The sequence below is a fragment of the Bacillus sp. AFS053548 genome (genome assembly GCF_002575105.1).
Classification (GTDB): domain Bacteria; phylum Bacillota; class Bacilli; order Bacillales; family Bacillaceae_G; genus Gottfriedia.
The window spans coordinates 14738-38676 of record NZ_NUHI01000005.1 but is presented as its reverse complement, the minus strand read 5'-3'; the positions used below and the strand labels follow the sequence as shown (position 1 = coordinate 38676).

The 23939-nt window shown below is 33.7% G+C and carries 23 protein-coding genes, 1 riboswitch and 2 other annotated features; of the genes, 22 read left to right on the top strand and 1 reads right to left on the bottom strand.

The window, feature by feature from the left end:
* Window positions 1-6 precede the first annotated feature (6 nt).
* The 19 genes from CN946_RS02080 (at window position 7) to CN946_RS01990 (ending at window position 18405) form a co-directional block, all read left to right on the top strand.
* Window positions 7-489 (top strand): DMT family transporter, encoded by a 483-nt coding sequence (locus tag CN946_RS02080; RefSeq protein ID WP_098859691.1) that lies wholly within the window; start codon window positions 7-9, stop codon window positions 487-489.
* 28 nt (window positions 490-517) lie between these two features.
* Window positions 518-1237, top strand: coding sequence for a YjjG family noncanonical pyrimidine nucleotidase (locus CN946_RS02075; RefSeq protein ID WP_098859690.1), 720 nt, complete (start codon window positions 518-520; stop codon window positions 1235-1237).
* A gap of 221 nt (window positions 1238-1458) precedes the next feature.
* Complete coding sequence (locus CN946_RS02070) at window positions 1459-2955, top strand: FTR1 family iron permease (protein ID WP_098859689.1); 1497 nt, start codon at window positions 1459-1461, stop codon at window positions 2953-2955.
* Window positions 2945-3319: a hypothetical protein gene (locus CN946_RS02065; protein ID WP_098859688.1), complete on the top strand. Its 375-nt coding sequence runs from the start codon at window positions 2945-2947 to the stop codon at window positions 3317-3319. The genes CN946_RS02070 and CN946_RS02065 overlap by 11 nt, the downstream gene beginning before the upstream one ends.
* Before the next feature lie 225 nt (window positions 3320-3544).
* Window positions 3545-3775, top strand: a complete 231-nt coding sequence (locus CN946_RS02060) for a FeoA family protein (RefSeq protein WP_097975109.1) — start codon at window positions 3545-3547, stop codon at window positions 3773-3775.
* Window positions 3769-5769 (top strand): ferrous iron transport protein B, encoded by a 2001-nt coding sequence (gene feoB, locus CN946_RS02055; RefSeq protein WP_098859687.1) that lies wholly within the window; start codon window positions 3769-3771, stop codon window positions 5767-5769. Before CN946_RS02060 ends, feoB begins: the two co-directional genes overlap by 7 nt.
* 18 nt (window positions 5770-5787) lie before the next feature.
* On the top strand, window positions 5788-5949 hold the full coding sequence (locus CN946_RS02050; RefSeq protein WP_098233419.1) for a FeoB-associated Cys-rich membrane protein: 162 nt from the start codon (window positions 5788-5790) through the stop codon (window positions 5947-5949).
* Window positions 5950-6047: 98 nt separating this feature from the next.
* A riboswitch (TPP riboswitch) is annotated at window positions 6048-6159 on the top strand.
* Window positions 6160-6294: 135 nt separating this feature from the next.
* Window positions 6295-7101, top strand: coding sequence for a bifunctional hydroxymethylpyrimidine kinase/phosphomethylpyrimidine kinase (thiD, locus tag CN946_RS02045; RefSeq protein WP_098859686.1), 807 nt, complete (start codon window positions 6295-6297; stop codon window positions 7099-7101).
* Entirely contained in the window at window positions 7094-8332 is a 1239-nt protein-coding gene (gene cytX, locus CN946_RS02040; RefSeq protein ID WP_098859685.1) for a putative hydroxymethylpyrimidine transporter CytX, read from the top strand. Before thiD ends, cytX begins: the two co-directional genes overlap by 8 nt.
* Window positions 8316-9128 (top strand): hydroxyethylthiazole kinase, encoded by an 813-nt coding sequence (gene thiM, locus CN946_RS02035; RefSeq protein ID WP_098859684.1) that lies wholly within the window; start codon window positions 8316-8318, stop codon window positions 9126-9128. The genes cytX and thiM overlap by 17 nt, the downstream gene beginning before the upstream one ends.
* Window positions 9119-9754 (top strand): thiamine phosphate synthase, encoded by a 636-nt coding sequence (thiE, locus tag CN946_RS02030; RefSeq protein WP_098859683.1) that lies wholly within the window; start codon window positions 9119-9121, stop codon window positions 9752-9754. Before thiM ends, thiE begins: the two co-directional genes overlap by 10 nt.
* 645 nt (window positions 9755-10399) lie before the next feature.
* Complete coding sequence (locus CN946_RS02025) at window positions 10400-11545, top strand: acyl-CoA dehydrogenase family protein (protein ID WP_098859682.1); 1146 nt, start codon at window positions 10400-10402, stop codon at window positions 11543-11545.
* An 11-nt stretch (window positions 11546-11556) separates the two neighbouring features.
* Entirely contained in the window at window positions 11557-12897 is a 1341-nt protein-coding gene (locus CN946_RS02020; RefSeq protein ID WP_098859681.1) for an acetyl-CoA carboxylase biotin carboxylase subunit, read from the top strand.
* A gap of 10 nt (window positions 12898-12907) precedes the next feature.
* On the top strand, window positions 12908-13129 hold the full coding sequence (locus CN946_RS02015; RefSeq protein WP_025568303.1) for an acetyl-CoA carboxylase biotin carboxyl carrier protein subunit: 222 nt from the start codon (window positions 12908-12910) through the stop codon (window positions 13127-13129).
* 12 nt (window positions 13130-13141) lie between these two features.
* A complete protein-coding gene (locus tag CN946_RS02010) occupies window positions 13142-14053 on the top strand; it encodes a hydroxymethylglutaryl-CoA lyase (RefSeq protein ID WP_098859680.1) in 912 nt (303 codons plus the stop codon).
* On the top strand, window positions 14054-14830 hold the full coding sequence (locus CN946_RS02005) for an enoyl-CoA hydratase-related protein (protein ID WP_025671249.1): 777 nt from the start codon (window positions 14054-14056) through the stop codon (window positions 14828-14830). It abuts the gene before it with no gap.
* Between the two features lie 4 nt (window positions 14831-14834).
* The gene (locus tag CN946_RS02000) at window positions 14835-16364 is read left to right on the top strand and encodes an acyl-CoA carboxylase subunit beta (RefSeq protein WP_098859679.1); all 1530 of its coding nucleotides are present in this window, start codon (window positions 14835-14837) and stop codon (window positions 16362-16364) included.
* A gap of 285 nt (window positions 16365-16649) precedes the next feature.
* Window positions 16650-17912, top strand: coding sequence for a DUF2157 domain-containing protein (locus CN946_RS01995; RefSeq protein ID WP_098859678.1), 1263 nt, complete (start codon window positions 16650-16652; stop codon window positions 17910-17912).
* Window positions 17902-18405, top strand: coding sequence for a GDYXXLXY domain-containing protein (locus CN946_RS01990; RefSeq protein WP_176547167.1), 504 nt, complete (start codon window positions 17902-17904; stop codon window positions 18403-18405). Before CN946_RS01995 ends, CN946_RS01990 begins: the two co-directional genes overlap by 11 nt.
* Window positions 18406-18460: 55 nt before the next feature.
* On the opposite strand, the gene CN946_RS01985 is transcribed toward CN946_RS01990, so the two are convergent.
* Complete coding sequence (locus tag CN946_RS01985) at window positions 18461-19027, bottom strand: biotin transporter BioY (protein ID WP_069034947.1); 567 nt, start codon at window positions 19025-19027, stop codon at window positions 18461-18463.
* 841 nt (window positions 19028-19868) lie between these two features.
* Window positions 19869-20097, top strand: a binding site (T-box leader).
* A gap of 48 nt (window positions 20098-20145) precedes the next feature.
* Window positions 20146-20378 (top strand) — a binding site (T-box leader).
* A 323-nt stretch (window positions 20379-20701) separates the two neighbouring features.
* Between CN946_RS01985 and CN946_RS01980 the strand changes: the two genes are divergently transcribed.
* From CN946_RS01980 to CN946_RS01970, 3 genes are all read left to right on the top strand, one after another.
* Window positions 20702-22438, top strand: coding sequence for an aromatic amino acid hydroxylase (locus CN946_RS01980; protein ID WP_098859676.1), 1737 nt, complete (start codon window positions 20702-20704; stop codon window positions 22436-22438).
* Between the two features lie 107 nt (window positions 22439-22545).
* Window positions 22546-22914: a VOC family protein gene (locus tag CN946_RS01975; RefSeq protein ID WP_098859675.1), complete on the top strand. Its 369-nt coding sequence runs from the start codon at window positions 22546-22548 to the stop codon at window positions 22912-22914.
* 116 nt (window positions 22915-23030) lie between these two features.
* Window positions 23031-23828 carry a YwqG family protein gene (locus CN946_RS01970; RefSeq protein ID WP_098859674.1) on the top strand — a complete coding sequence of 266 codons (798 nt, stop codon included), beginning with the start codon at window positions 23031-23033 and terminating at the stop codon, window positions 23826-23828.
* The last annotated feature ends 111 nt before the right edge of the window (window positions 23829-23939 follow it).

Sequence of the window (23939 nt, the reverse complement as noted above, 5' to 3'; positions counted from 1 at the left end):
CAATTTATGCTTTATGGATTAATATTATCTTTAATAGCAGGATCACTAATTGGTTTACAAAATATATTCAATAGTAAAGTTAATGAACGGGCGGGAATATGGGTAACAACTACATTTGTATTAGGAATGGGCTTTTTAGCTTCTTTCGGAATGGGGCTTTTATTTGAAGGTAAGGAATTATTTGTTTTGCATAATATGAAAAATTGGTATTGGATTAGCGGAATAGTCGGTGTAGGTGTTGTTTTCTGCTTAACGAATAGTACTAAAATTCTTGGACCAACTTATGCGATATCAATTGTTCTCACATCTCAATTATTTTTTGCAATGTTATTTGATTCTATGGGATGGCTAGGTCTTGAGAAAGTTCCGTTTTCTCCTAAGCATCTAATTGGTGTTTTGCTTATAATAAGTGGTATATTAATTTTTAAATTAAGCGGAATAAGTTTCAAACGTATTAAGCTAGTTAAAAATCAATCTAGTAAAATATGAATTAAATAAATAGAGATGGGGAAATGTTATGAAAACATACAAAACATTATTATTAGATGTAGATGATACATTATTAGATTTTGGTGCAGCGGAAAAAGTAGCATTACAATCTCTATTTATAGATCAAAATATACCATTAACAGATGAAATCAAATCAAGGTATAAAGAGATTAACCATGGACTTTGGAAGTCATTTGAAGAAGGTAAAATAAGTCGGGATGATGTGGTGAACACACGTTTTTCAACCTTATTTAAAGAGTTTGGTATTGAAGTTGACGGTTTTCTGCTGGAACAATCTTACCAAAGTTATTTAGGAGAGGGAAATCAATTAGTTGAAGGTGCATATGAATTACTTACAAGTCTTCAGCATGAGTTCGAATTATATATTGTCACAAACGGAGTTTCAAAGACACAATATAAACGTTTGAATGCGGCGGGTATTTATCCTTTCTTTAAAGACATTTTCGTTTCTGAGGATACTGGTTATCAAAAACCGATGAAAGAATACTTTCAATATGTATTTGATCGAATTCCAAACATTGAATTAGATAAGACATTGATTATTGGAGATTCATTTAGCGCGGATATAATTGGTGGGGCAGGGTCAGGAATTGATACTTGCTGGGTCAATCCAAAAATGCTTTCAAATGACTCAGATGTAGTTCCAACCTATGAAATACAAAAACTAGATGAACTTTATAAAATTTTAAATATTGAACAGAAGGTTTTGGTTACTTCATCTAACTAATGACCGCTTAAAAGGCAAGGTTTTCAAACATTCTGAATATGATTTTGAACTGTATTACACACTGAAGCAAAAGGTTTTATCCTTTTTGCTTTTTTATTTTGCCGAATATTGATACAAACATTAAAAATAGTTAATAAAAATATGATTGACTAAAATCTGAAATAGCCTTATTATCAAGAGGTGATAATGATTATCATTTATATTTAAGGGGAAAATCAACGATGAAGCAGACTCTTATTAAAGTAACTTTAACAGCTTTACTATTACTAGTTTTACCATTTAAAACCTTTGCTGCAAGCCCTGAAGAGGATTTAACACATGCAAATTCTTTTGTAGAAAGTGCGATCCAATCTGCTCAAAAAGGAGATTTTAAATCTGCTGAGCAGGAATATAAAAAATTCAACGACGAGTGGCTTGATAAAGAGGATGGAATAAAAAATAAATCGATTGATGCGTATGGCAAAATCGAGGAAGCTATGGGAATGGTTCAGTATAACCTAGCTCAAAAAACAGTGAATCAAAGTGCACTTGTTACTGCACTTAAAGAATTAGAAGAGGTAAATGAAAAGTTTATTTCTCATCAGTTCGCTAGTTCAAAATTAGATTCAAAAAGTACTGGTAGTGTTGAAGATTTAATCGAAATATTAAACAAAGCATTATCAGATTTAAAAGATAATAATGTATCAGGAGCAACTTCGGAGATTGATCAATTTAGAAAATCTTGGATCAATATTGAAGGTGTTGTATTAACACAATCTCAAACAGTTTACACTGACGCTGAAAGAGATATGGTTACTTCATATGCAATGCTAACTGCTAAAACGCCTGATGTGAAAGCGGCTACAAAAACAATCACACATATGCGTGATTATCTATTACCATTAGCGTCTAAAACTAGTTATACAATGTTAGATGCTATAACAATTTTACTTAGAGAAGGCTTAGAAGCATTACTAGTAGTTGTAGCATTACTAGGTTTTATTAAAAAGTCTGGACAAGAAAAGAAAAGTAAGTGGATCTGGTTTGGTGTTGGAGCTGGATTAGGTGTCAGTATCATACTAGGTGTTATCGTAAACATTTTATTCTCAGCAGGTGCTTTTGGAAGTAATAACTTCTTAATCGCAGGCTGGACTGGAGTATTTGCTGCTGTCATGCTCTTATATATGAGTTACTGGTTACATAGCAAATCTAATACGAAGCAATGGCAACAATATATTAAAACTAAGAGTGATAAAGCATTAAATACAGGTAGTTTATTATCTTTGTCAATTCTTGCGTTTTTAGCAGTTTTCCGTGAGGGAACTGAAACTGTACTATTCTTTATTGGAATGGCATCTTCAATTAAGCTATCAACTTTATTAATAGGAATTGGGTTAGGATTTGCAATTTTAGCAATACTAAGCTACTTAATCTTAAAGGTTGGCCTAAAAATTCCAATGAGACCGTTTTTCCTTGTCTCAAGTATTTTAATGTTCTATTTATGCTTTAAATTTGCGGGTATGGGAATTCATGGTTTACAGCTATCTGGATTACTTCCGGCGACGCAAGCTCCTATTCCAACAATTGATTTCTTTGCGATTTATTCAACTTGGGAGAGCTTTATACCCCAAATGATCTTGTTATTAATAGCTTGTATTGCAGTGATTTATAATAGATTCTCAAATAAAAACAATAAAAAAAGTAGTAAAAATTCGGGGGGAACGAAAAATGTTATCTAACAAAAAACTAGTAGTAGCAATGGCTTTAGGACTATCTTTAACTTTATCTGCATGTGGAACGAAAACAGACGATGCAATTAAAACTGGTTCTGATGATATGATCAAAACGATTTCAGAATTAAAAACACAAATTTCGAATAATGATGAAGCAAAAGCGAAAGATAGCGGAGAAGCACTTGAAAAATCATGGGAAAAATTCGAAGACTCAGTAAAAGATAAAGACAAATCACTTTATGAAAAAGTTGAAACGCCACTTCATATTATTGAAGCAGGAGTAAAAGTAACCCCATTGAATGCAGATACACTTAACCAAGCTGGTGACGAATTAGAAAGTGTATTAAAAGAAGTTAAAGATCTAAAATAATAAACAATTAATTAATCATTGTTTTCCAAAAAAGCCTACATTGAATGATCTTTGTAGGTTTTTTCTTGGTTTTATTCACTCAATTTTGAGAATTTTTTCTTAAGTTAACCTTTTCATAAAAGCAGGTAGACAATTAACTTGACTTAACTTAAGATATAGATATTGATAAGGATTATCATTATTAATTGTTTATATATAATAAGTTTTGATCCGGGGGAATCACTTATGTTACTTTCAGAATTAAAAAAAGGCGAAAAAGCTAAAATAACAGATTTGTCATCACTAGGTGAGGCAGTGAAGAGACGTCTTTTAGATCTAGGGATAAGTGAAGGGTCTATGGTCTGCTTACAATGTACAATGCCGTTCAAGGGACCTTGTATGATTGAAAATTGCGGACAATCACTTGGCATTCGATTTCTAGATGCATCAGGGATAAAGGTAGAAAAAATATGTTAAATATAGCGCTTATTGGAAATCCAAATACAGGAAAAACTTCTCTATTTAATAATTTAACAGGTACATACCAATACGTAGGAAATTGGAGTGGGGTTACCGTTGAAAAAAAGGTAGGGACTATTAAAAATAAACTTGGAAATCTAATTGATTTACCAGGTATCTATTCTCTAAGCCCTCTTTCAAAAGATGAGGCCGTTGTTTCACATTTTTTTGTAAATGAAACATTTGATGGGATGATTAATATTGTTGACGCTGCTCAATTAGAGAGAAATTTAATGCTCACTCTTCAACTTCTAGAGTTTAATAAATCAATGATTATTGGTCTAAATATGGTTGATGTTGCTAAAAGGAGAGGGATTTCAGTTGATCCTTCTAGTATCTCAAAGATATTACAAGTACCAGTTATTCCAATTGATGCTAGATCGGGTAAGGGAACAAACGAGGTAAATGAATTAATAGAGACAATTCCTCAATCTGAAGTTGAGTTTGAAATTGATTATGGAATAATTATTGAAGACGGTATTAAAAATATTATGGCTCTATTACCTTCAACTTTATCTATTCCTAAAAGATGGACTGCAATACAAATCTTAGAGGACAATAAAGAGGTAATAGAATTTATAGCTTCATCCTACGATTTTAGTAAAATTGACCAAGTAATTAGCATAACAGAGGAACAATTAAACAGTGAACACGGCGTGTCACCTTCAAAATGGATTTATTCTGTAAGAAAAGAAGTGATTTCAAATTTAATTGGTAGATCTGTAGAGAAAGAATCTAATGAAGCAGTTACTTTAACTGATCGCATTGATCGATTTGTTACACACCCAATTTTGGGTATTCCTATTTTCCTAGTGACAATGTTTTTAATGTTTAAGCTTACTTTTGATTGGTTGGGGTTACCTTTATCTGACGCATTAGATGGTTTTTTATCAGGACATGTAACAGACTGGCTAACAAACGGTTTAAATGCAATACATGCATCAGATTTTATAAAAGCAGTTATTCTTGACGGTATTGTTGCCGGTGTTGGTGGAGTTTTAGTCTTTGTTCCACAAATTTTTATTTTGTTTTTATTAATATCATTCCTTGAAGATTTTGGATATATGTCTCGAGCGGCTTTAGTAATGGATCGCTCGATGGAAATGGTTGGTTTAACAGGAAAGGCATTTATACCTATGATTATAGGGTTTGGTTGTAATGTACCCGGAGTTATGGCTGCTAGAACGATTGAACAGCCTAGAGAGAGATTACTCACCATTTTGTTAACACCGTTAATGTCTTGTTCGGCGCGTTTACCAGTATATGCACTATTCGTTGGCGCGTTTTTTGCGAAAAATCAAGCAATAGTTGTTTTTTCACTGTATATACTCGGAATAGTAGTTGCATTAGTATTAGCTAAGGTCTTTTCATCTACTATATTAAAGGGTGAGTTTTCATTATTTGTCGTAGAACTCCCACCGTACCGTATGCCACAAGGTAAAGCTTTGTTTAGAAGCACATGGGATAAAGGTAAAGGGTTTATTCGAAAAGCAGGTACGTTTATTTTTGGTGGTTCTGTAGTAATATGGTTATTATCTTATATGGGACCAAGTGGTTTAGGTGTTTCGATGGATGATAGCTTTTTAGCAATGATTGGCGGAATACTTACACCAATACTGGCACCTTTAGGTTTCGGGACATGGCAAGCAGGTGCTTCTTTACTAACAGGATTTTTAGCGAAAGAGGTTGTCGTATCTGCCATGAATATTATCTATCATGTGCCGAATGCAAATTCTTTACAAGGAATATTGTCAACACAGTTTTCTGCACTTTCTGCTTTTAGCTTTATGGTATTTGTCTTATTGTATGTACCATGTCTTGCAACTGTAGCGACAATTCGTAAAGAGACAGGTTCAGCTAAATGGACGTATTTCTCAGTTGGATATGCATTAGTTATTGCGTATATATTAGCGCTAATTATCTATCAAGTTGGAAGTCTCTTAGGCTACTAAAGAAAGGGGTATCTACTTATGATTGTCAATATTATAATAGGGGCTCTTATTTTTGGATATGCAGGGTGGACACTTTTACGATATGTAAAGAAAACAAAAAAAGGTAAATGTGGTTCTTGCTCAATCGCAAAAACTTGTAGTTCAAATTGTGATACAAATTATTCAAAAATAGAAATATAGCGTTAACTAGAAAAGATTAAAATTAAAGTAATCTGTCTAAATACTTGAATAAAGTAGAAGGATTCATTAAGATGATAAAGTAATCAACTTAAAAAATTGAATAGTACTAGGGGTGCCGTAAATGTTCGGCTGAGATTAAGACACGGGAAGTCTTTGACCCTTTAACCTGATCTGGATAATGCCAGCGTAGGAAAGTGAACGGTAGAATGCATATTTTGTATTCATAACATTGATTTGTTCGAGCACAAGTCCTTATGGGATTTGTGCTTTTTTGTATTTAAAATCAAGTTTCATCTTCTATCTGTAAGATCAAAGAGTTCTATTCATGAAATAGGGGGAAGAAAATTGAAGAAAGTATTAACGATAGCAGGCTCTGATTCAAGTGGTGGTGCAGGTATTCAAGCGGATTTAAAGACGTTTTCAGCTCATCGTGTATTTGGAATGAGTGTTATTACAGCAGTAACAGCCCAAAATACGCAAGGAGTGTTTGCAGTACAAGATATGACACCAGAGATTATTGCTAGTCAGTTAGATGCAATTTTTACTGATATTGAAGTCGATGCTGTAAAAATTGGAATGGTATCTCAAATAGAGACGATTAAAGTCATTGCTGAGAAACTAAAGCAATATAAACCAAAGCAAATCGTAGTTGATCCAGTTATGGTTTCAAAAAGCGGATTTGACTTATTAAGTCTGGATGCAAAGGAAGTTTTAATTCAAGAGTTGATTCCGTTAGCAACTGTTATTACGCCAAATCTTCCTGAAGCAGAAGTTATTACTGGTAGAAAAATTACAACGATTGAAGAGATGAAAGAAGCTGCTATTCAAATTCACTCATTAGGTGCTAAGAACGTCCTTGTAAAGGGTGGTCATCTAGAAGGGGAAGCTACTGATATTTGTTTTAATGGTGAGGAGTTCACAAGCTTTAATAGCGTGAGGATCAATACAATTAATACCCATGGTACAGGTTGTACTTTATCTTCTGCCATTACATCTAATTTAGCAAATGAACTTGAATTAAATGAGGCAATTAGAGAGGCGAAAAACTATATAACATTAGCAATCCAACATTCCTTTTCAATCGGAAAAGGGGTAGGTCCTGTACATCATTTTTACTCATTGTATCAAAAGGCAGGAGTTCAATATGTCTAATCAAAATGCAAAAATGACGAAGTGGAACTTTACAACACTGTGGTTTGGTGCGGCAGTTTCTGTAGCAGAAATTATGACTGGTGCCCTAGTAGCACCACTAGGTTTTAAGAAAGGTATGACGGCCATTTTAGTAGGGCATTTACTTGGAACATTATTGCTTATTTTAGGTGGAGTCATTGGTTCACAGCAAAGATTGTCAGCCATGGAATCTACAAAAATTTCATTTGGTAACTATGGTAGCTATTTGTTTTCGATTTTGAATGTTCTACAGTTACTAGGCTGGACAGCAATTATGATTTTAACTGGAGCTCGCTCAATCAATTTAGTTACAATAAAAGATTATCGGTTTGACCACCTATGGGTTTGGTGTTTAGTAATTGGAGTATTAATCGCAATCTGGTTGTACTTTGGACAAAATGCTTCTAAAAAACTTAATAGTTTAGCGGTTGGTTTACTATTTGTTTTAACAATTGTGCTTTGTTTTGTCATTTTTAAAAGTGGTAAAATCTTAACTCAACCAAGCACTTCTGGATTATCTTTTGGAGAAGCAGTTGAATTGTCGGTGATTATGCCATTATCTTGGATTCCCTTAATTAGTGATTATACTCGATTTGCAAAGACAACAAAGGATGGTGCAATTGGTAGTTTTATAGGTTATATGTTTGGTAGCTCTTGGATGTATATTATTGGATTAGGCGCAGCGTTAGCATTTAATGAAGTAGACCCGGTTGCTGTTTTAATGAGTGCAAATCTAGGATTATTTGCAGTTGGTATCGTCGTCTTAGCGACTGTTACAACTACTTTCATGGATGCTTATTCTGCCGGAATATCAGTTACAACTATCTTTCCGAAGCTAAATGGAAAACATATAGCTCTTATCGTTACCGCTATTGGAACAATATTGGCTGTTATTTTCCCAATCGAGAAATATGAAGGATTCTTATATACAATAGGTTCTTTTTTTGCACCGTTGTACGCAATTTTATTAACAGATTACTTTATTCTAAAAAGAACAAATATAAGAAAATCGTTGAAAATTGATTGGCTTGCATTTATTACATGGATTTTAGGGGTTTTCATTTATCGCAAGTTTGTCCAATTAGATTTCTTCCTTGGAGCTACTGTTCCAAGTATGATTTTAATTTGTGTGATTTATATAGTTGTCCAGTTTGTTATTAATAAGCTTGTTCCAAAGCGAATCGGGGGAGAAAAAAATGTTAACTATGAATGAAATGAGTCAAATTCTTGAAAGCGTGAAAGAGAAAAAGCCTTTAGTTCATCACATTACAAATTATGTAACTGTAAATGACTGTGCAAATATGGTGTTAGCTCTAGGTGGATCTCCAGTTATGGCCGATGATTTAGCCGAAGTAGAAGAAATGGTATCTTTTGCTTCATCACTTGTTATTAATATTGGAACATTAAATGAAAGAACAATTCAATCAATGATTAAAGCTGGTAAAAAGGCTAATCAATTAGGCGTACCAGTAATATTAGATCCTGTTGGTGTAGGAGCAACAACTCTACGTACAGAAACGACAGCTAAACTATTGAAAGAAGTACGTTTTGCAGTAGTTCGTGGAAATATGTCAGAGATTAAAATGATTGCTGGCTTAAATGTTCAAATTAAAGGTGTTGATTCTGTAGCTGGTGAAGAAGACGGTGTTGAAATTGCGAAATCTCTTTCAGCGAAATTAGGCTCAGTAGTTGCAATTACAGGTGTAGTAGATATTATTGCAGAACAAGACCGAGTATGTACCATTTCAAATGGGGATAAAATGCTAGCTGATGTAACTGGAACTGGATGTATGAGTACATCATTAATTGGAACTTATGCTGGTGCAACGAATGATTATTTCCTAGCAGCTGTTTCCGGTATTACTACAATGGGACTATGTGGAGAGCTTGCTAAGGCTCGCTTAACTGAAGGACAAGGAATTGGCACATTTAAAGTAAACTTATTTGATGAAGTATCTAAAGCTTCTGTTGATACACTTCTAACAGGGGGGAAAATCGAATGGCTATAACTAAAAGTAAAATAGATTATAAGCTTTATTTAGTAACGGATCGAGATGTATTAGGATCGAGAGATTTAGTTCAATCTGTTGAGGAAGCAATTAAAGGTGGAACAACAATCGTACAAATAAGAGAAAAGAATTGTAGTAGTCTAGACTTTTACAAAATTGCTATGCAAGTAAAAGAAGTAACTTCAAAATATAATGTTCCATTGATTATTAATGATCGTTTAGATATCGCTTTGGCAATTAAAGCGGATGGATTACACATCGGACAAGAAGACTTACCTTTAACCGTAGCTAGAAAGATTGTTGGAGAAGACATGATTATTGGCGTTTCTGCAACAACATTAGAAGAAGCAATGCTTGCGCAGGAACAAGGTGCGGATTATGTTGGAATTGGCTCGGTATACCCAACAAGTACAAAATTAGATGCGAAGTATTTAACACTAGACGAATTACGAAACATACGTGAAGCGATAAAAATTCCAATCGTAGGAATTGGTGGGATTAATGAAGAAAATGTTTCACAATTAATGGAAACAAATATTGATGGTGTTGCGATTGTTTCTGCGATATTAGGGAAAGAAGATATTAAATCGGCTGCTGAACATTTGAGTGTGCTGGTTAAAAAATAATAAATTAGTATCTGGGGTATCTATTTCATCGTTATTGATGGATAGGTGCCTTTTTTTGAGTTATGTTCCGTTCATTGCAGTAGCCAATAATGTAATTAGTGTCCTGACTAATTGGAGTTTAGCGAGAAATGAAAAAGGGGCCATCCTTGGCCCTTTTTTCATTATTATTTAATTAACATTGGTAGATTTGTACTGATATAGGAGGAATCAAAGCAAGTTTGCTAGTTTTCCATTTGAAAAGAACAACTGTAATACGATTTTTAGTGTAAAATACCCTAACTGGCATGGGTAATTTTTCATTTTAATTGCAGATTTGCCATTTTTATTTGCACTATGCCGTTTAATTGCAACATTTCCTGTTTTATTTGCACTAATGAACTTCTTATTTGCAATCCCCCGTTCAATTGTACTTTGGACTAAATTTCCACCATCCTTCCACTTTTCCTAACATTTCCTCTCTTGTCTCAATTTGTCGAACATAGATTAAAGGAAAATGGTAGAAAATAGCGAATATTATCAATTGTAAGACTAAAATATTTATTTCTTATACACGAGATAGGGGACTCCACTGCTATTTGCTGCAGTTGGAGGCATTCTTACGTTTTTTAAAACGTACCTAAATATTAAAAGGAGAGTGACTAACACATGGATTTTTTATTATCTAAAGAACAGCAAATGATTCAAGAAATGGTACGAGATTTCGCGGCAAAGGAAATTGAGCCTTTTGCAGAGGAACTTGATCGTGATAGCAAATTCCCGATTGAAACGTTCAAAAAAATGGGTGAATTAGGTTTATTAGGAATTCCGTTCCCTGAAGAATACGGCGGTAGCGGTGGCGATACAATTAGTTATGCGTTAGCTGTAGAGGAAATAGGGCGTGCATGTGGAGGAACAGGTTTAAGTTTTGCTGCAACATGTTCATTAGGTGCCTCTCCAATTTACTATTTTGGTACAGAGGAACAAAAGCAAAAATACTTAGCTCCAATGGCGCAAGGAAAAACACTTGGAGCTTTCGGTTTAACAGAGCCAAATGCGGGTTCTGATGCTGGTGGAACACAAACAAAAGCAGTTTTAGAAGGTGATGAGTATGTGATTACTGGTGAAAAATGCTGGATCACAAATGCTCAGTATTCTAACACAATTATCGTAACTGCTTATACTTCTATTGATGAAAAAGGAAAGAAAAATATTTGTGCGTTTATCGTACCAACTGACTCAGAAGGATTAACAATTACAGATCCTTATGACAAGATGGGTGTCCGTGCTTCTAATACGACTCAAATCGTTTTAGATGGCGTACGTGTTCCAAAAGAAAATATTCTTGGCAATCCTGATAAAGGTTTTGGCCAATTCTTATATACATTAGATGGTGGTAGAATTTCAATTGCAGCACTTGCAGTAGGTATAGCACAAAAGGCTTTTGATAAAGCATTAGTATATGCGAAAGAACGTAAACAATTTAAACAACCTTTATCTAGTTTCCAAGCTATTCAATTTAAATTAGCTGATATGGCAATGGGAATTGAGTTAGCGAGAAATATGGTGCATAAAGCTGCGTGGTTAAAAGACAATGGAAAACCGTTTGCGAAAGAAGCGGCATTCGCTAAGTTATACGCATCTGAAATCGCTTCCAAAATTGCGAATGAATCATTACAAATTCATGGTGGATATGGCTATATGAAGGAGTATGGAATCGAGCGTTTAGTGCGTGATGCTAAGTTACTTGAAATTGGTGAAGGTACATCAGAAATTCAACGTATGGTAATTGCACGTCAATTAGGATGTCGATAAGGAGAGAGAATATGATCAAAATACTTATTGCAAACCGCGGGGAAATCGCATGTAGAATTATCGAAACATGTAAAAAGCTTCGTTATCAAACTGTGGCAGTTTATTCAGATGCTGATAAAGAAAGTTTGCATGTTAAGTTAAGTGATGAAGCTTTTTCTTTAAAAGGAAATCATACGAAAGACACGTATTTAAACGCAGATTTAATTATACAAATTGCAAAAGAAAATAATGTAACAGCAATTCATCCTGGATATGGCTTCCTATCAGAAAATAGTGATTTTGCTAGAAAATGTAAAGAAGCAGGTATTTTATTTGTTGGTCCTAAGCCAGAGCATTTAGAGATGATGGGCGAAAAAATAAGAGCTAGACAAATAATGGAGCAATTAAACATTCCGTTAATAAAAGGAAATTCTCATCCAATTCAATCGGTTGAAGAAGCACGAGAAATAGCAGAACAAATTGGGTATCCTGTTATGTTAAAAGCTTCTAGTGGTGGCGGCGGTATTGGTATGAAGTTAATCGAAAACGAAGCACAGCTAGAAAAAGAATTTTTAACAACACAAACGAGAGCACTTCAATTTTTTGCGAATGATGATGTATTCATTGAAAAAGCGATTATTAAACCGAGACATATTGAAGCACAAATCGCTGCTGATACTCATGGCAACGCTGTTTTCTTATTTGAAAGGGATTGTTCAATTCAAAGAAGAAACCAAAAAGTTGTAGAGGAAGCACCATCACCGTTCCTTTCTCCACAAGGTAGAAAGAAACTGGAAGAATATGCCCTTACGATTGCTAATCAAATGAAATATGTAAACGTGGGGACAATTGAATTTTTAGTTGATGAAAAAGAAAATATTTATTTCTTAGAAATGAATACTAGATTACAAGTTGAGCACGGTGTAACGGAAGGAATTACAGGAATTGATCTAGTTGAATGGCAGTTCCGTATCACATTTGGTGAAGCACTTCCAATTCGTCCAACTCATGTAGAAATGAATGGTCACTCTATCGAAGTAAGGGTATATGCTGAGGATCCTAAAACTTTCTTCCCATCACCAGGAACAATTCAACACTGTAACTTCCCAGAGGAGATTGGTGTACGTATTGATACGCATCTTTATGATGGATGGGTTGTATCACCGTTTTATGATCCACTTTTAGCGAAAGTGATTGTTACGGCTAATACAAGAAAAGAAGCAGTAATTCAACTGCACAATTATCTTAAAAAGGTAGAAATTGAAGGTATTAAAACAAATCTGCCGTTTTTGATTGATATTCTTTCAACGAATGCATTCCAAGAAGGCGACTATACAACAAGTTTTATTAGTGAATATCAAAAAGTGAAATGAGGTAATTAAAATGGAAAACTTAACTGCAATGATGGCTGGAAGCGTATGGAAATGTCTTGTATCTGTAGGGGATGAAATTAGTAGTGATCAAGATTATGTAATCTTAGAATCTATGAAAATGGAAATTCCGCATGCTGCTCCTTACAAATGTAAAGTCGTAAATGTGTTCGTTAACGAAGGTGATTTTGTAAACGAGGGCGACTCTTTAATTCAAGTTGAAAAACTAGGTTAGGAGTTATTAGTGATGAAGCTACCTCAATCGGCTTTTATAAGAGAAGTAGGTCCACGTGATGGCTTGCAAAATGAAAAACAGTTTGTTTCCACTGAAAAGAAGCTTGAGTGGATCAATTTATTAGTAGAGAGTGGTTTATCTTATATTGAAGTTTCTTCGTTTGTGAGACCAGACTGGATTCCTCAATTAAGTGACTCGGTAGATCTATTTACAAAGCTTAAGAAAAAAGATGGGGTTACTTATGCAGCTCTTGTTCCTAATAAAAGAGGGTTAATGAGTGCATTTGAAGTAGATGCAGATGAAATTAATTTCTTTGTATCTGCTAGCGAAACACATAATTTAAAAAATAAAAACGCGAGAATCGAGCATTCAATGAGCGATATTCGCTCAATGATTACAGAATGTAAAAACAATAAAAAGACTACTAGAGCATATATTTCAACTGTATTTGGTTGCCCATATGAGGGTGCTGTAGACCAAATGAAGGTGATCCAACTTGCAAACCAATTACTTGAGTGTGGAATAGATGAAATTTCTCTAGGCGACACAATTGGAATTGCTAATCCGCTTCAGGTAAATCAATTTTTAGAAAATCTAGTTAAAGAAGTACCAGTTAATCGAATTGCAATGCACTTCCATGATACATATGGTCGTGCTGTTGCAAACCTATATACTTCTTTACTATTTGGAATTGAAAAATTCGATTCATCAAATGGTGGACTAGGTGGTTGTCCATATGCACCAGGAGCTAGTGGAAATGTAGCTACTGAAGATGTTGTTTCACTACTTCATAATTTAGGTATTACAACTAATGTGGATGAAAAGAAACTTCATCAAGCTACTTCATATATCTCTGAACAAATGAACTTAACACCAGTTAGTAAGCTATTTTCCGTATGGAATGGTTCAAAGGAGAGTATTTAAATGGAATCAAGTTTATTAGTAAGTGATATCGGTCATATTAGAATTCTTACATTAAATCGTACAAATGCAGCTAATTCATTATCGCGTGAGTTACTAGATGCTCTTCACGGCCAAATGGATGAGTTAAAAAAATCATCTGTACGTGCTGTCATATTTACTGGTAGTGGATCATCTTATTTCTGCAGTGGTGCTGATTTAAAAGAAAGAAGAGGCATGACTGAGAGTGAGGCTCGAGAAACTGTTGAAAAAATCGGGACACTTTTTGAAAAAGTTGAAAGATTACCTATGCCAACAATAGCAGCAATCAATGGAGTTGCCCTAGGTGGAGGACTTGAACTTGCTTTAGCATGTGATTTAAGAATTGCTCATAAAGAAGCAATCGTTGGTTTACCAGAAACATCTTTAGCGATTATTCCAGGTGCTGGTGGTACACAAAGACTTCCACGTTTAATTGGACTTGGAAGAGCGAAGGAACTAATTTTTACTGGCAAACGTTTAAATGCACATGAGGCTGAAGGCTACGGCATTCTAGAACATGTTGTTGAAATAGATGAATTACAAAATAAGGCGCTTGAAATATGCGAAACAATCGCAAGTAAAGGTCCTCTTGCAATCCGTGCAGCAAAAAAGGCAATTCAACGCGGTTTTGATCTTCCTTTAGATTTAGGGCTAAGATTAGAAACTTATGAATATGAAACTTTACTGCATACAAACGACCGTATGGAAGGTTTAGTAGCATTTCAAGAAAAGCGTAAGCCGCAATATAAAGGAGAGTAATTGCATGTCAAACGAAGCAACATATCAAGCTCGAAAAGAACAAATACTTTCTGGTGGGAAAGAAAAATATCATGAGAGCAATGCCAAAATTGGTAAGCTCTTTGCAAGAGAAAGAATTAATCAACTTTTAGATAAAGACAGTTTTGTGGAAGATGGTTTCTTTGCGAACTGTATGAATGACGAATTTCCAGCAGATGGCATCGTAACAGGAATCGGTAAAATTAATGGCCGTACTGTATGTGTAATGGCGAATGATTCAACTGTAAAAGCAGGTTCATGGGGCGAAAAAACAGTAGAAAAAATTATCCGTATTCAAGAAACATGTTTAAAAATGCTTGTACCTTTAATTTATTTAGTGGACTCTGCAGGTGCACGTATTACGGACCAAGTATTTATGTTCCCAGGTAGACGTGGTGCTGGACGTATATTCCACAACCAAATTAAGCTATCAGGTCAAGTACCTCAAATCTGCTTATTATTCGGACCTTCTGCTGCAGGTGGAGCTTATATTCCTGCATTCTGTGATTCTGTATTTATGATTGAAGGTAATTCTTCAATGTACTTAGGTTCACCTCGTATGGCTGAAATGGTAATTGGTGAAAAAGTGTCACTCGAAGAAATGGGTGGAGCTAGAATGCACTGTTCAGTTTCAGGCTGTGGAGATGTATTGTGTGAGTCAGAAGAAGAAGCAATTGCTAAGTTAAAAGATTATTTATCTTACTTACCAACTAATTTCAAGCAAGGGGCTCCTGTTGTTGAGGCTAAAAATCCTGTTCAAAAGGAGAAGTCTTTAGCAGAAATTATACCAAGCAATCAAAACGTACCATTTTCTATTTATGAATTTATCGACCGAGTAGTTGATGAAGATTCATTCTTTGAAATTAAAAAGCTATTTGCACCTGAACTAGTAACTGGCTTTGCTAGATTAGATGGACGTAGCGTAGGAATTATCGCAAACCAACCGAGAGTTAAAGGTGGCGTATTATTCCATGATTCAGCGGATAAAGCAGCTAAATTTATTAATTTATGTGATGCTTACCATATTCCTTTATTATTCTTAATGGACGTACCTGGTTTCATGATTGGTACAAAAGTAGAGCGTGCAGGGATTATCCGCCATGGTGCAAAAATGCTTTATAGCATGAGTAATGCATCTGTTCCAAAAATCTCAGTTATCGTTCGTAAAGCATACGGTGCTGGACTTTACGCAATGGCAGGCCCTGCATTTGAAACAGACTGTGTCATTGCATTCCCATCTGCTCAAATCGCTGTAATGGGACCTGAAGCAGCCGTAAACGCAGTGTATGCAAAGAAAATTGCAAGCTTACCAAAAGAAGAACAAGCTGCCTTTATCCAAGAAAAACGTAAAGAGTATGCTGAAGATATCGATATTTACCGCTTAGCATCTGAACTAGTAGTAGATGTAGTCATTCAACCAGAAGAGCTACGTACAGAGCTAATTAAACGTTTTGCATATTACTCAGAATCATATGAAACTCCTTCTATGAAAAAGCATGGTGTTTATCCTGTATAAAGGATGATGAAACAGCCCTAGAGTTTGGGCTGTTTTTTTTTTGTATAGATATAAAATGAAACATATTAGGATTGAGCGGACAATATGAACAGTAGCGCTAACAGTTATATTATCAAGCTCTAAGTGGAACAATTTACGAATTAAACAAACGTTTGATTAAATGTTCTTAATTTGAATGAAGCATATTCTCCTAAAATTTTAGTTTAGAGGTAATTTATGTTTTATTAAGAAATTATAATAGTAATGGAAGTAGTTTTATAAACTTCTACTAAAGGGGGGGATTACATGAGTAAATTAGATCAGAAGCTAAAGGAATGGCATAAGCATAACTTACTAGACGAAGAATCATTAAATCGAATAGTTGAGTATGAAAGGCATCGGGCTAAAGCCGAAAAGCAATCATTTTTAGGAGATATTATACCATTTTTAATTGCATTACTTGTAGCATTTTCAATTTTAGCGCTTGTGGGCAGTAACTGGAACGAATTTAGCCAAACCATGAGACTAGTCATTATTTTTGTAACACTATTAGTTTTCCATGCAGTTGCATTTATAAGCTATCAAAAGGGTAAAGAATTGTTTGGGAATTGTTTAAACTTTATTAATGTAATTGGGTACGCATGTGCATTTGTTTTAATTGTACAAATGTATCAATTTACTAGTGACAGTCCAGTATTTTTGATCACTTGGACAATGCTCGCATTCCTTTACTATTATGTATTGAAACATAACATGTTCTATTATCTTTTCTTAGGAATCGGATTTTTTAGTTTGAGCTATAGTACAGGAATAGAAACTGCCCATGTTTATCTTCTTCAAATTCCATTGCTACTTTGCTCCATTTATTTCTTGAAAATAATGAAGAATCGATGGAATGCTAGCTTTAATTACACATTTCTAGGCTATATTGTCATTATGTTTTTCCAGACATTTTCAGATCGCCAATATATGACGCCGATTATTCTAGTAGTGTTTATTCTTTGGTATTTAAATGAACGTGGGATGATTAATTATGTTATTTTACCTGTATTTACTATATTTATATGGTTATTCACATTTTTCACTTCATTATTTGGAGGATCATATGATGTAATCCACGAGTTACAAAAGGAATTTTCACATGGATTTTTAAAGCCGATTGCAGTGCCACTGTTTGATACAATTATTCTATTAATCCTTTTATTAGCAATCTATACTGTGTACAAGAAGTGGAAGGACAATATACCGTTTAATAATTATCTTTGGATCTTCTTGTTTATATTCGTATTACCAATATTAGGGGTAAAAGATCAATTAGCCAATATGATCGTAGGCGTATTAATATTATTTGCTTATTCATGTATACGTTTATTTAAAGGTGTATCAGGCCAGGAAAAGGGAAGCATTATTATTGGTTTTATAACATTTGCTTCACTCGTAATTGGAATTTATACAGGATTTGCCATTTCATTTATAAGTAAATCAATAGTGTTTATTATCCTTGCAGTAGTATTATATTTCGTCTATACCCAATCGAAAAAAGCAAGAGGTGATGAACATGCAAAATAAGAAGAAATTACTTTTGCTTTCAATCATTCAATTTGTTTTATTACTAGCTTTACTTGGAAACATTATGTATTTTAAGCAATCAGCCGATACGTTTAAAATAAAATCACAAAGTTTGGACCCAGTGGAACCTTTATTAGGACATTATGCAGCCCTATCGTATGATTTTGACTCAATAACAATGAAGGATTGGAAAGGTAATGGTAAGCCGAAAGAAGGGGAAAACGTTTATATTGTCTTTCAAAAGGGACAAAACGATATTTATCAATTAGATTATGTAACGGATCATCGTCCAAAACATACAAAATATATAAAAGCAACTATTCAATACACATATATTGGAGAAGAAAAAGAAATTGTAATCAACCATAATCTAAGTCGTTTTTACATTCCAGAAAGCCAAATGGACAAATATAATCGAAGCGGATCTAAGTATATTGTTACAGTCCAACAAAAAGGAGATCGATCAGTCGTTAAAGCTGTTGATGTTCAATGAAATAACTTTTTAATATAAAAAAGAGCTCACATCATAAGAATGAGCTCTTTTTGTATTACGCTGAAATTTCATCACGTTTTAATAAATTAGCTTTTGCTAAACGTTTTCCAATAATAACACCTAATGCAGATGCTACATAGGCTTTAACTAATCCAAGAATAATGAAAGGATAAAAACCGAAAGCCATTGCATCGTGCCAGCTTAGAGAAGCTGCAATTTTTAACCACACAGTACCAAAAATTAATGTAACAAACATTCCGATTGTGTTTGCAATCATTGCATTTAAGACTGTGAACTTAGTTTTTTCAATATAGTAAGCGATGATGAAAATAGTTGGAATAAATCCAATTAAATAACCGCCCGTTGAACCGACTAGTACACCAAACCCTGCAGCACCACCTGCGAAAACCGGAATTCCGATTGCTCCAAGTGCTAAATAAAGAAGTAACGAGATTGTTCCGTATTTTTTACCTAAAATCGTAGCTGCTAAGCCGATTGCTAATGTTTGTCCTGTGATTGGAACAGGAGAAAAAGGTAAAGGAATAGATACTTGAGATAGTATACCAATAATTGCTGCAAATAAAGCTGAATTAATAAGCATTTTTAATCTTTCTTGTTGCATTGCTATATCTCCCTCTCTTTAATGTTAACTTTTTTTATTCGTTAGTTAACATATTATAAATTAATTATATTTTATATAAGAAGATTGTCAATATGATTAAATTTAAAGGATATAAAATCATTAATTTTGAGAAATTTTAAATGAAAGGAATTAATCGAAAAGATTTGATGAGCAAGAATAGATAAAAAAAGAGTAATTCGAATACGATTACTCTCCTTTCAAATCTATTATTTTTTTCTGCATAATTTAATTAAGAGCGAGTTCTTTTAATTATTAATTTTTAAATCTGAAAAAACTATGTAAACTAATCGACCCATTTTGAGCATGTAATTTTAAATTGCAGTATGTTTACTCAAATACCATTACCATATGTTAGTTAACTCATAAAAGGAAACCTATCTAGACATTTATTAGAGAAGTTAGTAAATATGCCTGGGGTAAATTTTATTGATATAACATTATCTTCTTTTCTTTCAAAAAGATGAAGCTAATTTAAACATGTGTAAATTTTCAACGAGAAATTTAAGTAAATATTAAAGAGTGAAAATAACTTTGGCATGAATAAGATTATGGTACTAGTAAATAACCTAGATAATAGCCTTTTTCGTTTTATTGATTTCCAAATCCTTGTTTAGGCTAGACAGAAAAAGTATGTTACTACTATAAAATCGAGATATGTAATTAACACTTAGTTTGTGAGTCTAAAGTATATATTTCTAATTAGATATTTCTATAGATAAGGGTTTTGATTATATTGGAATAATAAATACTTTAAAAAAATAGTATGGATAAGTGTTGACATTTACGAAAAATAGGAATAAAGTATGTATTAATTGAATCGCGAAAAGCAAAGATAGGAATTAAAGTAGTGGAGTTTTCCCTGTAACAGAGAGCTGGTGGTCGCTGCAAACCAGTACATAGAACACATGAATTACGATCCTAGAGCATCTTCCTCGAAACGAATTGTGAGGGGAAGACGGTGAAGAGCCGTTATGAAATGAAGATATTAGTATCGTTTTTAATACTAATAATTTAGGGTGGTACCGCGAAAAGACTATTTCGTCCCTACTGTGCAAACAGTAGGGACTTTTTTATTTTAAGAAAATAATTTAATTAAATAATAAGCAATGAATGGAACTAAAGTAGTGAAGTTTTCCCTGTAACAGAGAGCTGATGGTTGGTGCAAATCAGTACATAAAACGACATGAATTACAATCCACGAGCATCTTCTTCGAAACAAAATTGTGAGGGGAAGACGGTGAAGAGCCGTTATGAAATGAAGATATTAGTAAGTTTTAGTAAAACAGCTAATAACTAGGGTGGTACCGCGAATTTAAAGTTCGTCCCTACTGTGCAAACAGTAGGGATTTTTTTATATGCAAAAATCTTGGATACATGTATAGATGTAACGGAATAAGCTACAAGAGTGGTGAACATTATGATTTTTGAAAGGAGTGATGTGTTTGGTTGATTACGACTATAAATACCGAATAAAAAAAGATTTTGTAGAAAGAAGGAGTAATTTGGAAAAAGTAGAAATGGTTAAATGATGGAAACTTGCTTAAAAATGCTCAAAAAAAGCTTTTAGCAAGATATAGATAGAACGGGTATTTTTAAGAAAGTAGAGTAATAGATTTTTAAGTGAAATAATTTTTAAAAAGGGGAATTGATGACATGAAAGAAGCAGCTTTTGAAACAAAAATAATACCACCTCATTTGAAACAGTACTTATCGGAGCAAAATTATGATCTTTACACGCCAATTGATCATGCTGTATGGCGCTATGTAATGAGACAAAATCATCATGCATTAAAAGATAAAGCACATTCTGCATTTGTCGATGGACTAAAGATGTCAGGAATTGAAACGGAAAAAATTCCAAATGTAGCTGAAATGAACGAGTGCCTTTCAAAAATTGGTTGGGGCGCAGGAATCGTTAATGGATTAATTCCAGGTGCTGCATTTTTTGAACTTTTAGCAAATGGTATTTTACCAATCGCAACTGAAATTAGACAAATCACGAATATAGAATATACACCTGCTCCAGATATTATTCATGAGGCTGCAGGACACGCGCCTATTCTTTTTGATCCTGTATTTAGAGAATACGTACAAAAAATTGGTTCAATTGGGGCAAAGGCATTTGCTACAAAAGAAAAACAAGAACTATTTGAAGCAGTTAGAAATTTAACGATTGTAATGGAAGATCCAAAATCGACTCCAGAAGAAAAAGCTGCTGCACAAAAATTAGTTGAAGAAAGACAAAAAGCAATTGTTGGAATTTCAGAAGCTGAAAAAATTTCACGCGTATTCTGGAGAACAGTTGAATATGGTCTAATAGGTGAAGCTGATAATCCAAAAATTTACGGTGCTGGTTTATTATCATCAGTAGGTGAAAGTACACATTGCTTTACAGATGCAGTTGAAAGACTACCTTTTTCTATTGAAGCTTCTACATTACAACCGAAAAATATAACTGAAATGCAAGCACAATTATTCATATGCAAAGATTTCGAAGAGTTAATGCAAGGCGCTGAAGAATTAGCAAGCACGATGGCATTCCGTGTAGGTGGAACAGAAAGCTTAGATAAAGCTCTTAAATCGAAAAGTGTTGCTACATTTGAATTAAATTCTGGATTAAGTGTAACTGGTATTGTTCATGCAATCGTAAAAGACGAAAACGGTGAAGCAATTTACGTTAATACAACTGGCGAAACAGCACTTTCAATAAACAATAAGCAATTAGAAGGTCACGGAAAAGACTACCATGCTAAAGGATTTGGTACACCAATTGGACTTCTAAAAGGAAATATTGAATTAGAAGAATGTGATGATGCTGCACTTAAAAATTTAGGAATTGTCGTAGGGAACTTTGTTGATTTAGAATTCTTAAGCAATGTAAGCGCTTCCGGTAGAATTGTGAATATTATTAAAAATGAAGACAAAGTTGCATTAATCTCATTTGAAGACTGCACTGTTACTTACGAAGGAAAAGAATTATTCAAGAAAGAATGGGGAACATTTGATATGGCAGTTGGTTCTCGAGTTGACTCAGCATACCCTGGTGCAGCTAACCCATCTTCTTACTTTAGTGATTCAATTAAAGAAGTAGAGTTCATAATGGAAGCACCAGCCACATTAACTGAATTAGAAAAATTATATAAAGAAGTTAGAGTAATTAGAGAAAAGAATACATTCTGTGATGACTGTATTTCTAAATTAATTGCTGTGCATAATGAGCTTAATCGTGAACACCAAAGTGATTGGTTATTACGTTTAGAATTACTTGAAATTGCAACAGTTAATGCTAAATTAGAGCAAATTGTTGAGCCACTAAAAGCTGAATTGGAAGCATTAAGAAAAGAGGATTCTTTAAAGAATCTTATTACAAATGGCTTAAAGCTAGTATAATATGAAGAATATTAGGAAAAGCGTTACTTCTATAGAAGTAATGCTTTTCTTATGTATTAGTTCTGGTAATCTAAAGTTATAATTTCATAATGAGGGAGGTGTTAACAGTGGGATTTGAAATAAAAGGAATTGATCATATTCAATTAGTTTGTCCAAAGGGTGGAGAGGACGAAGCTAGAAAATTTTATAATGAAATTTTAGGTATGAAGGAATTGCCAAAGCCGGAAAATTTAAAAGGCAGAGGTGGATGCTGGTTTATTTGTGGTAATCAAGAAATTCATATTAGTATTCAAGAAGATTTTATAGCACCTAAAAAAGCTCATCCTGGTTTAATTGTTACAAATATTGAGGCCTTAAGAGAGGAACTTCTTCAACTCGATTTTGAAATCAAAGAAGAACCACCGATAGAAGGTCGTACTCGATTTTTTGTAAATGATCCGTTTGGGAATAGAGTCGAGTTTTTAGAATTTCATTAAGCAATAATTGATTAACCACTGTAAATTGACAGTGGTTTTTATTTTTAATTAAATTAAATTGTTAATTTTAAGAAAATTGATATGATTTAATTATCATATACAAAAGAAGGTGCTTTATGGCTAAACAATTAAAATTACCTAAAGAGTTACAAATTTATAAAGAAACAATTGAGTCTACTGTTAAAGATTCAGTTGAAGTTGAACCAATAGTAAGGAAGACTTCTTTAAGAGAAAGTAAGTTTTCAGGGGATCCTTATTTTCCAGTTAATATGGAGTACCCAATGGATGAAAATGGGGAGCCTATGAAATTGCTTGCTCAGATTAATTTTTCTGAGTTACCAAAAATAGAACATTTTCCAACATCGGGTCTACTTCAATTTTTTATAGCCATTGATGATGTATATGGACAAGATTTTGATCAACCAACAAGTCAAAAAAGCTTTAGAGTTATCTATCATGAAAATATAAATGAAACAAATCTAATTGAAGATTTTTCTTTTATAACAGGTGATGTAGAAGATGAGTTTCCAATTGGAAAAGAAGCTGCAATGAAGTTTGAATTAACAGCCCAACCAATATCCCCTGAAGCAATGGACTTCGAGAAAATCGATTTAGATGTGCCATTTGATGCAGAAATTGACAATGATGATTATGAAGAGCTAGGTGAGCTTTATTTTGAGTATTTTAGTGGAGATGGTCATCGAATTGGTGGGTATCCATACTTTACTCAGTCAGACCCGAGAGGATATATTAAAAAAACTGAAAGCCACTCGATCTTGTTATTACAAATTGATAGTGATGACACAATTGAATGTATGTTTGGCGACGTTGGTGTAGCGAACTTTTTTATTAAGAAAGAAGATTTATTAAAAAGGGATTTTACTAATGTTCTATACACTTGGGATTGTTGTTGAATAGTACTAGATGAAAGAGAGCATTATCCCGCTATAAGCAGGAAGTAATGCTCTTTTTATGGAACTAGTAATAAGTGAATGAAAGAATCCAAATTTAAGTAGTCGTACTTG

Coding starts and splice junctions, on each gene's coding strand:
- thiE (WP_098859683.1), top strand. CDS start 9,119: ATGGCTATAACTAAAAGTAAAATAGATTATAAGCTTTATTTAGTAACG.
- CN946_RS01985 (WP_069034947.1), bottom strand. CDS start 19,027: ATGCAACAAGAAAGATTAAAAATGCTTATTAATTCAGCTTTATTTGCA.
- CN946_RS02050 (WP_098233419.1), top strand. CDS start 5,788: ATGATTGTCAATATTATAATAGGGGCTCTTATTTTTGGATATGCAGGG.
- CN946_RS02065 (WP_098859688.1), top strand. CDS start 2,945: ATGTTATCTAACAAAAAACTAGTAGTAGCAATGGCTTTAGGACTATCT.
- CN946_RS02015 (WP_025568303.1), top strand. CDS start 12,908: ATGGAAAACTTAACTGCAATGATGGCTGGAAGCGTATGGAAATGTCTT.
- CN946_RS02025 (WP_098859682.1), top strand. CDS start 10,400: ATGGATTTTTTATTATCTAAAGAACAGCAAATGATTCAAGAAATGGTA.
- CN946_RS02010 (WP_098859680.1), top strand. CDS start 13,142: ATGAAGCTACCTCAATCGGCTTTTATAAGAGAAGTAGGTCCACGTGAT.
- CN946_RS02080 (WP_098859691.1), top strand. CDS start 7: ATGCTTTATGGATTAATATTATCTTTAATAGCAGGATCACTAATTGGT.
- CN946_RS01990 (WP_176547167.1), top strand. CDS start 17,902: ATGCAAAATAAGAAGAAATTACTTTTGCTTTCAATCATTCAATTTGTT.
- CN946_RS01970 (WP_098859674.1), top strand. CDS start 23,031: ATGGCTAAACAATTAAAATTACCTAAAGAGTTACAAATTTATAAAGAA.
- CN946_RS02070 (WP_098859689.1), top strand. CDS start 1,459: ATGAAGCAGACTCTTATTAAAGTAACTTTAACAGCTTTACTATTACTA.
- CN946_RS02005 (WP_025671249.1), top strand. CDS start 14,054: ATGGAATCAAGTTTATTAGTAAGTGATATCGGTCATATTAGAATTCTT.
- thiM (WP_098859684.1), top strand. CDS start 8,316: ATGTTAACTATGAATGAAATGAGTCAAATTCTTGAAAGCGTGAAAGAG.
- CN946_RS02060 (WP_097975109.1), top strand. CDS start 3,545: ATGTTACTTTCAGAATTAAAAAAAGGCGAAAAAGCTAAAATAACAGAT.
- feoB (WP_098859687.1), top strand. CDS start 3,769: ATGTTAAATATAGCGCTTATTGGAAATCCAAATACAGGAAAAACTTCT.
- CN946_RS02000 (WP_098859679.1), top strand. CDS start 14,835: ATGTCAAACGAAGCAACATATCAAGCTCGAAAAGAACAAATACTTTCT.
- CN946_RS01995 (WP_098859678.1), top strand. CDS start 16,650: ATGAGTAAATTAGATCAGAAGCTAAAGGAATGGCATAAGCATAACTTA.
- CN946_RS02075 (WP_098859690.1), top strand. CDS start 518: ATGAAAACATACAAAACATTATTATTAGATGTAGATGATACATTATTA.
- CN946_RS01980 (WP_098859676.1), top strand. CDS start 20,702: ATGAAAGAAGCAGCTTTTGAAACAAAAATAATACCACCTCATTTGAAA.
- cytX (WP_098859685.1), top strand. CDS start 7,094: ATGTCTAATCAAAATGCAAAAATGACGAAGTGGAACTTTACAACACTG.
- CN946_RS02020 (WP_098859681.1), top strand. CDS start 11,557: ATGATCAAAATACTTATTGCAAACCGCGGGGAAATCGCATGTAGAATT.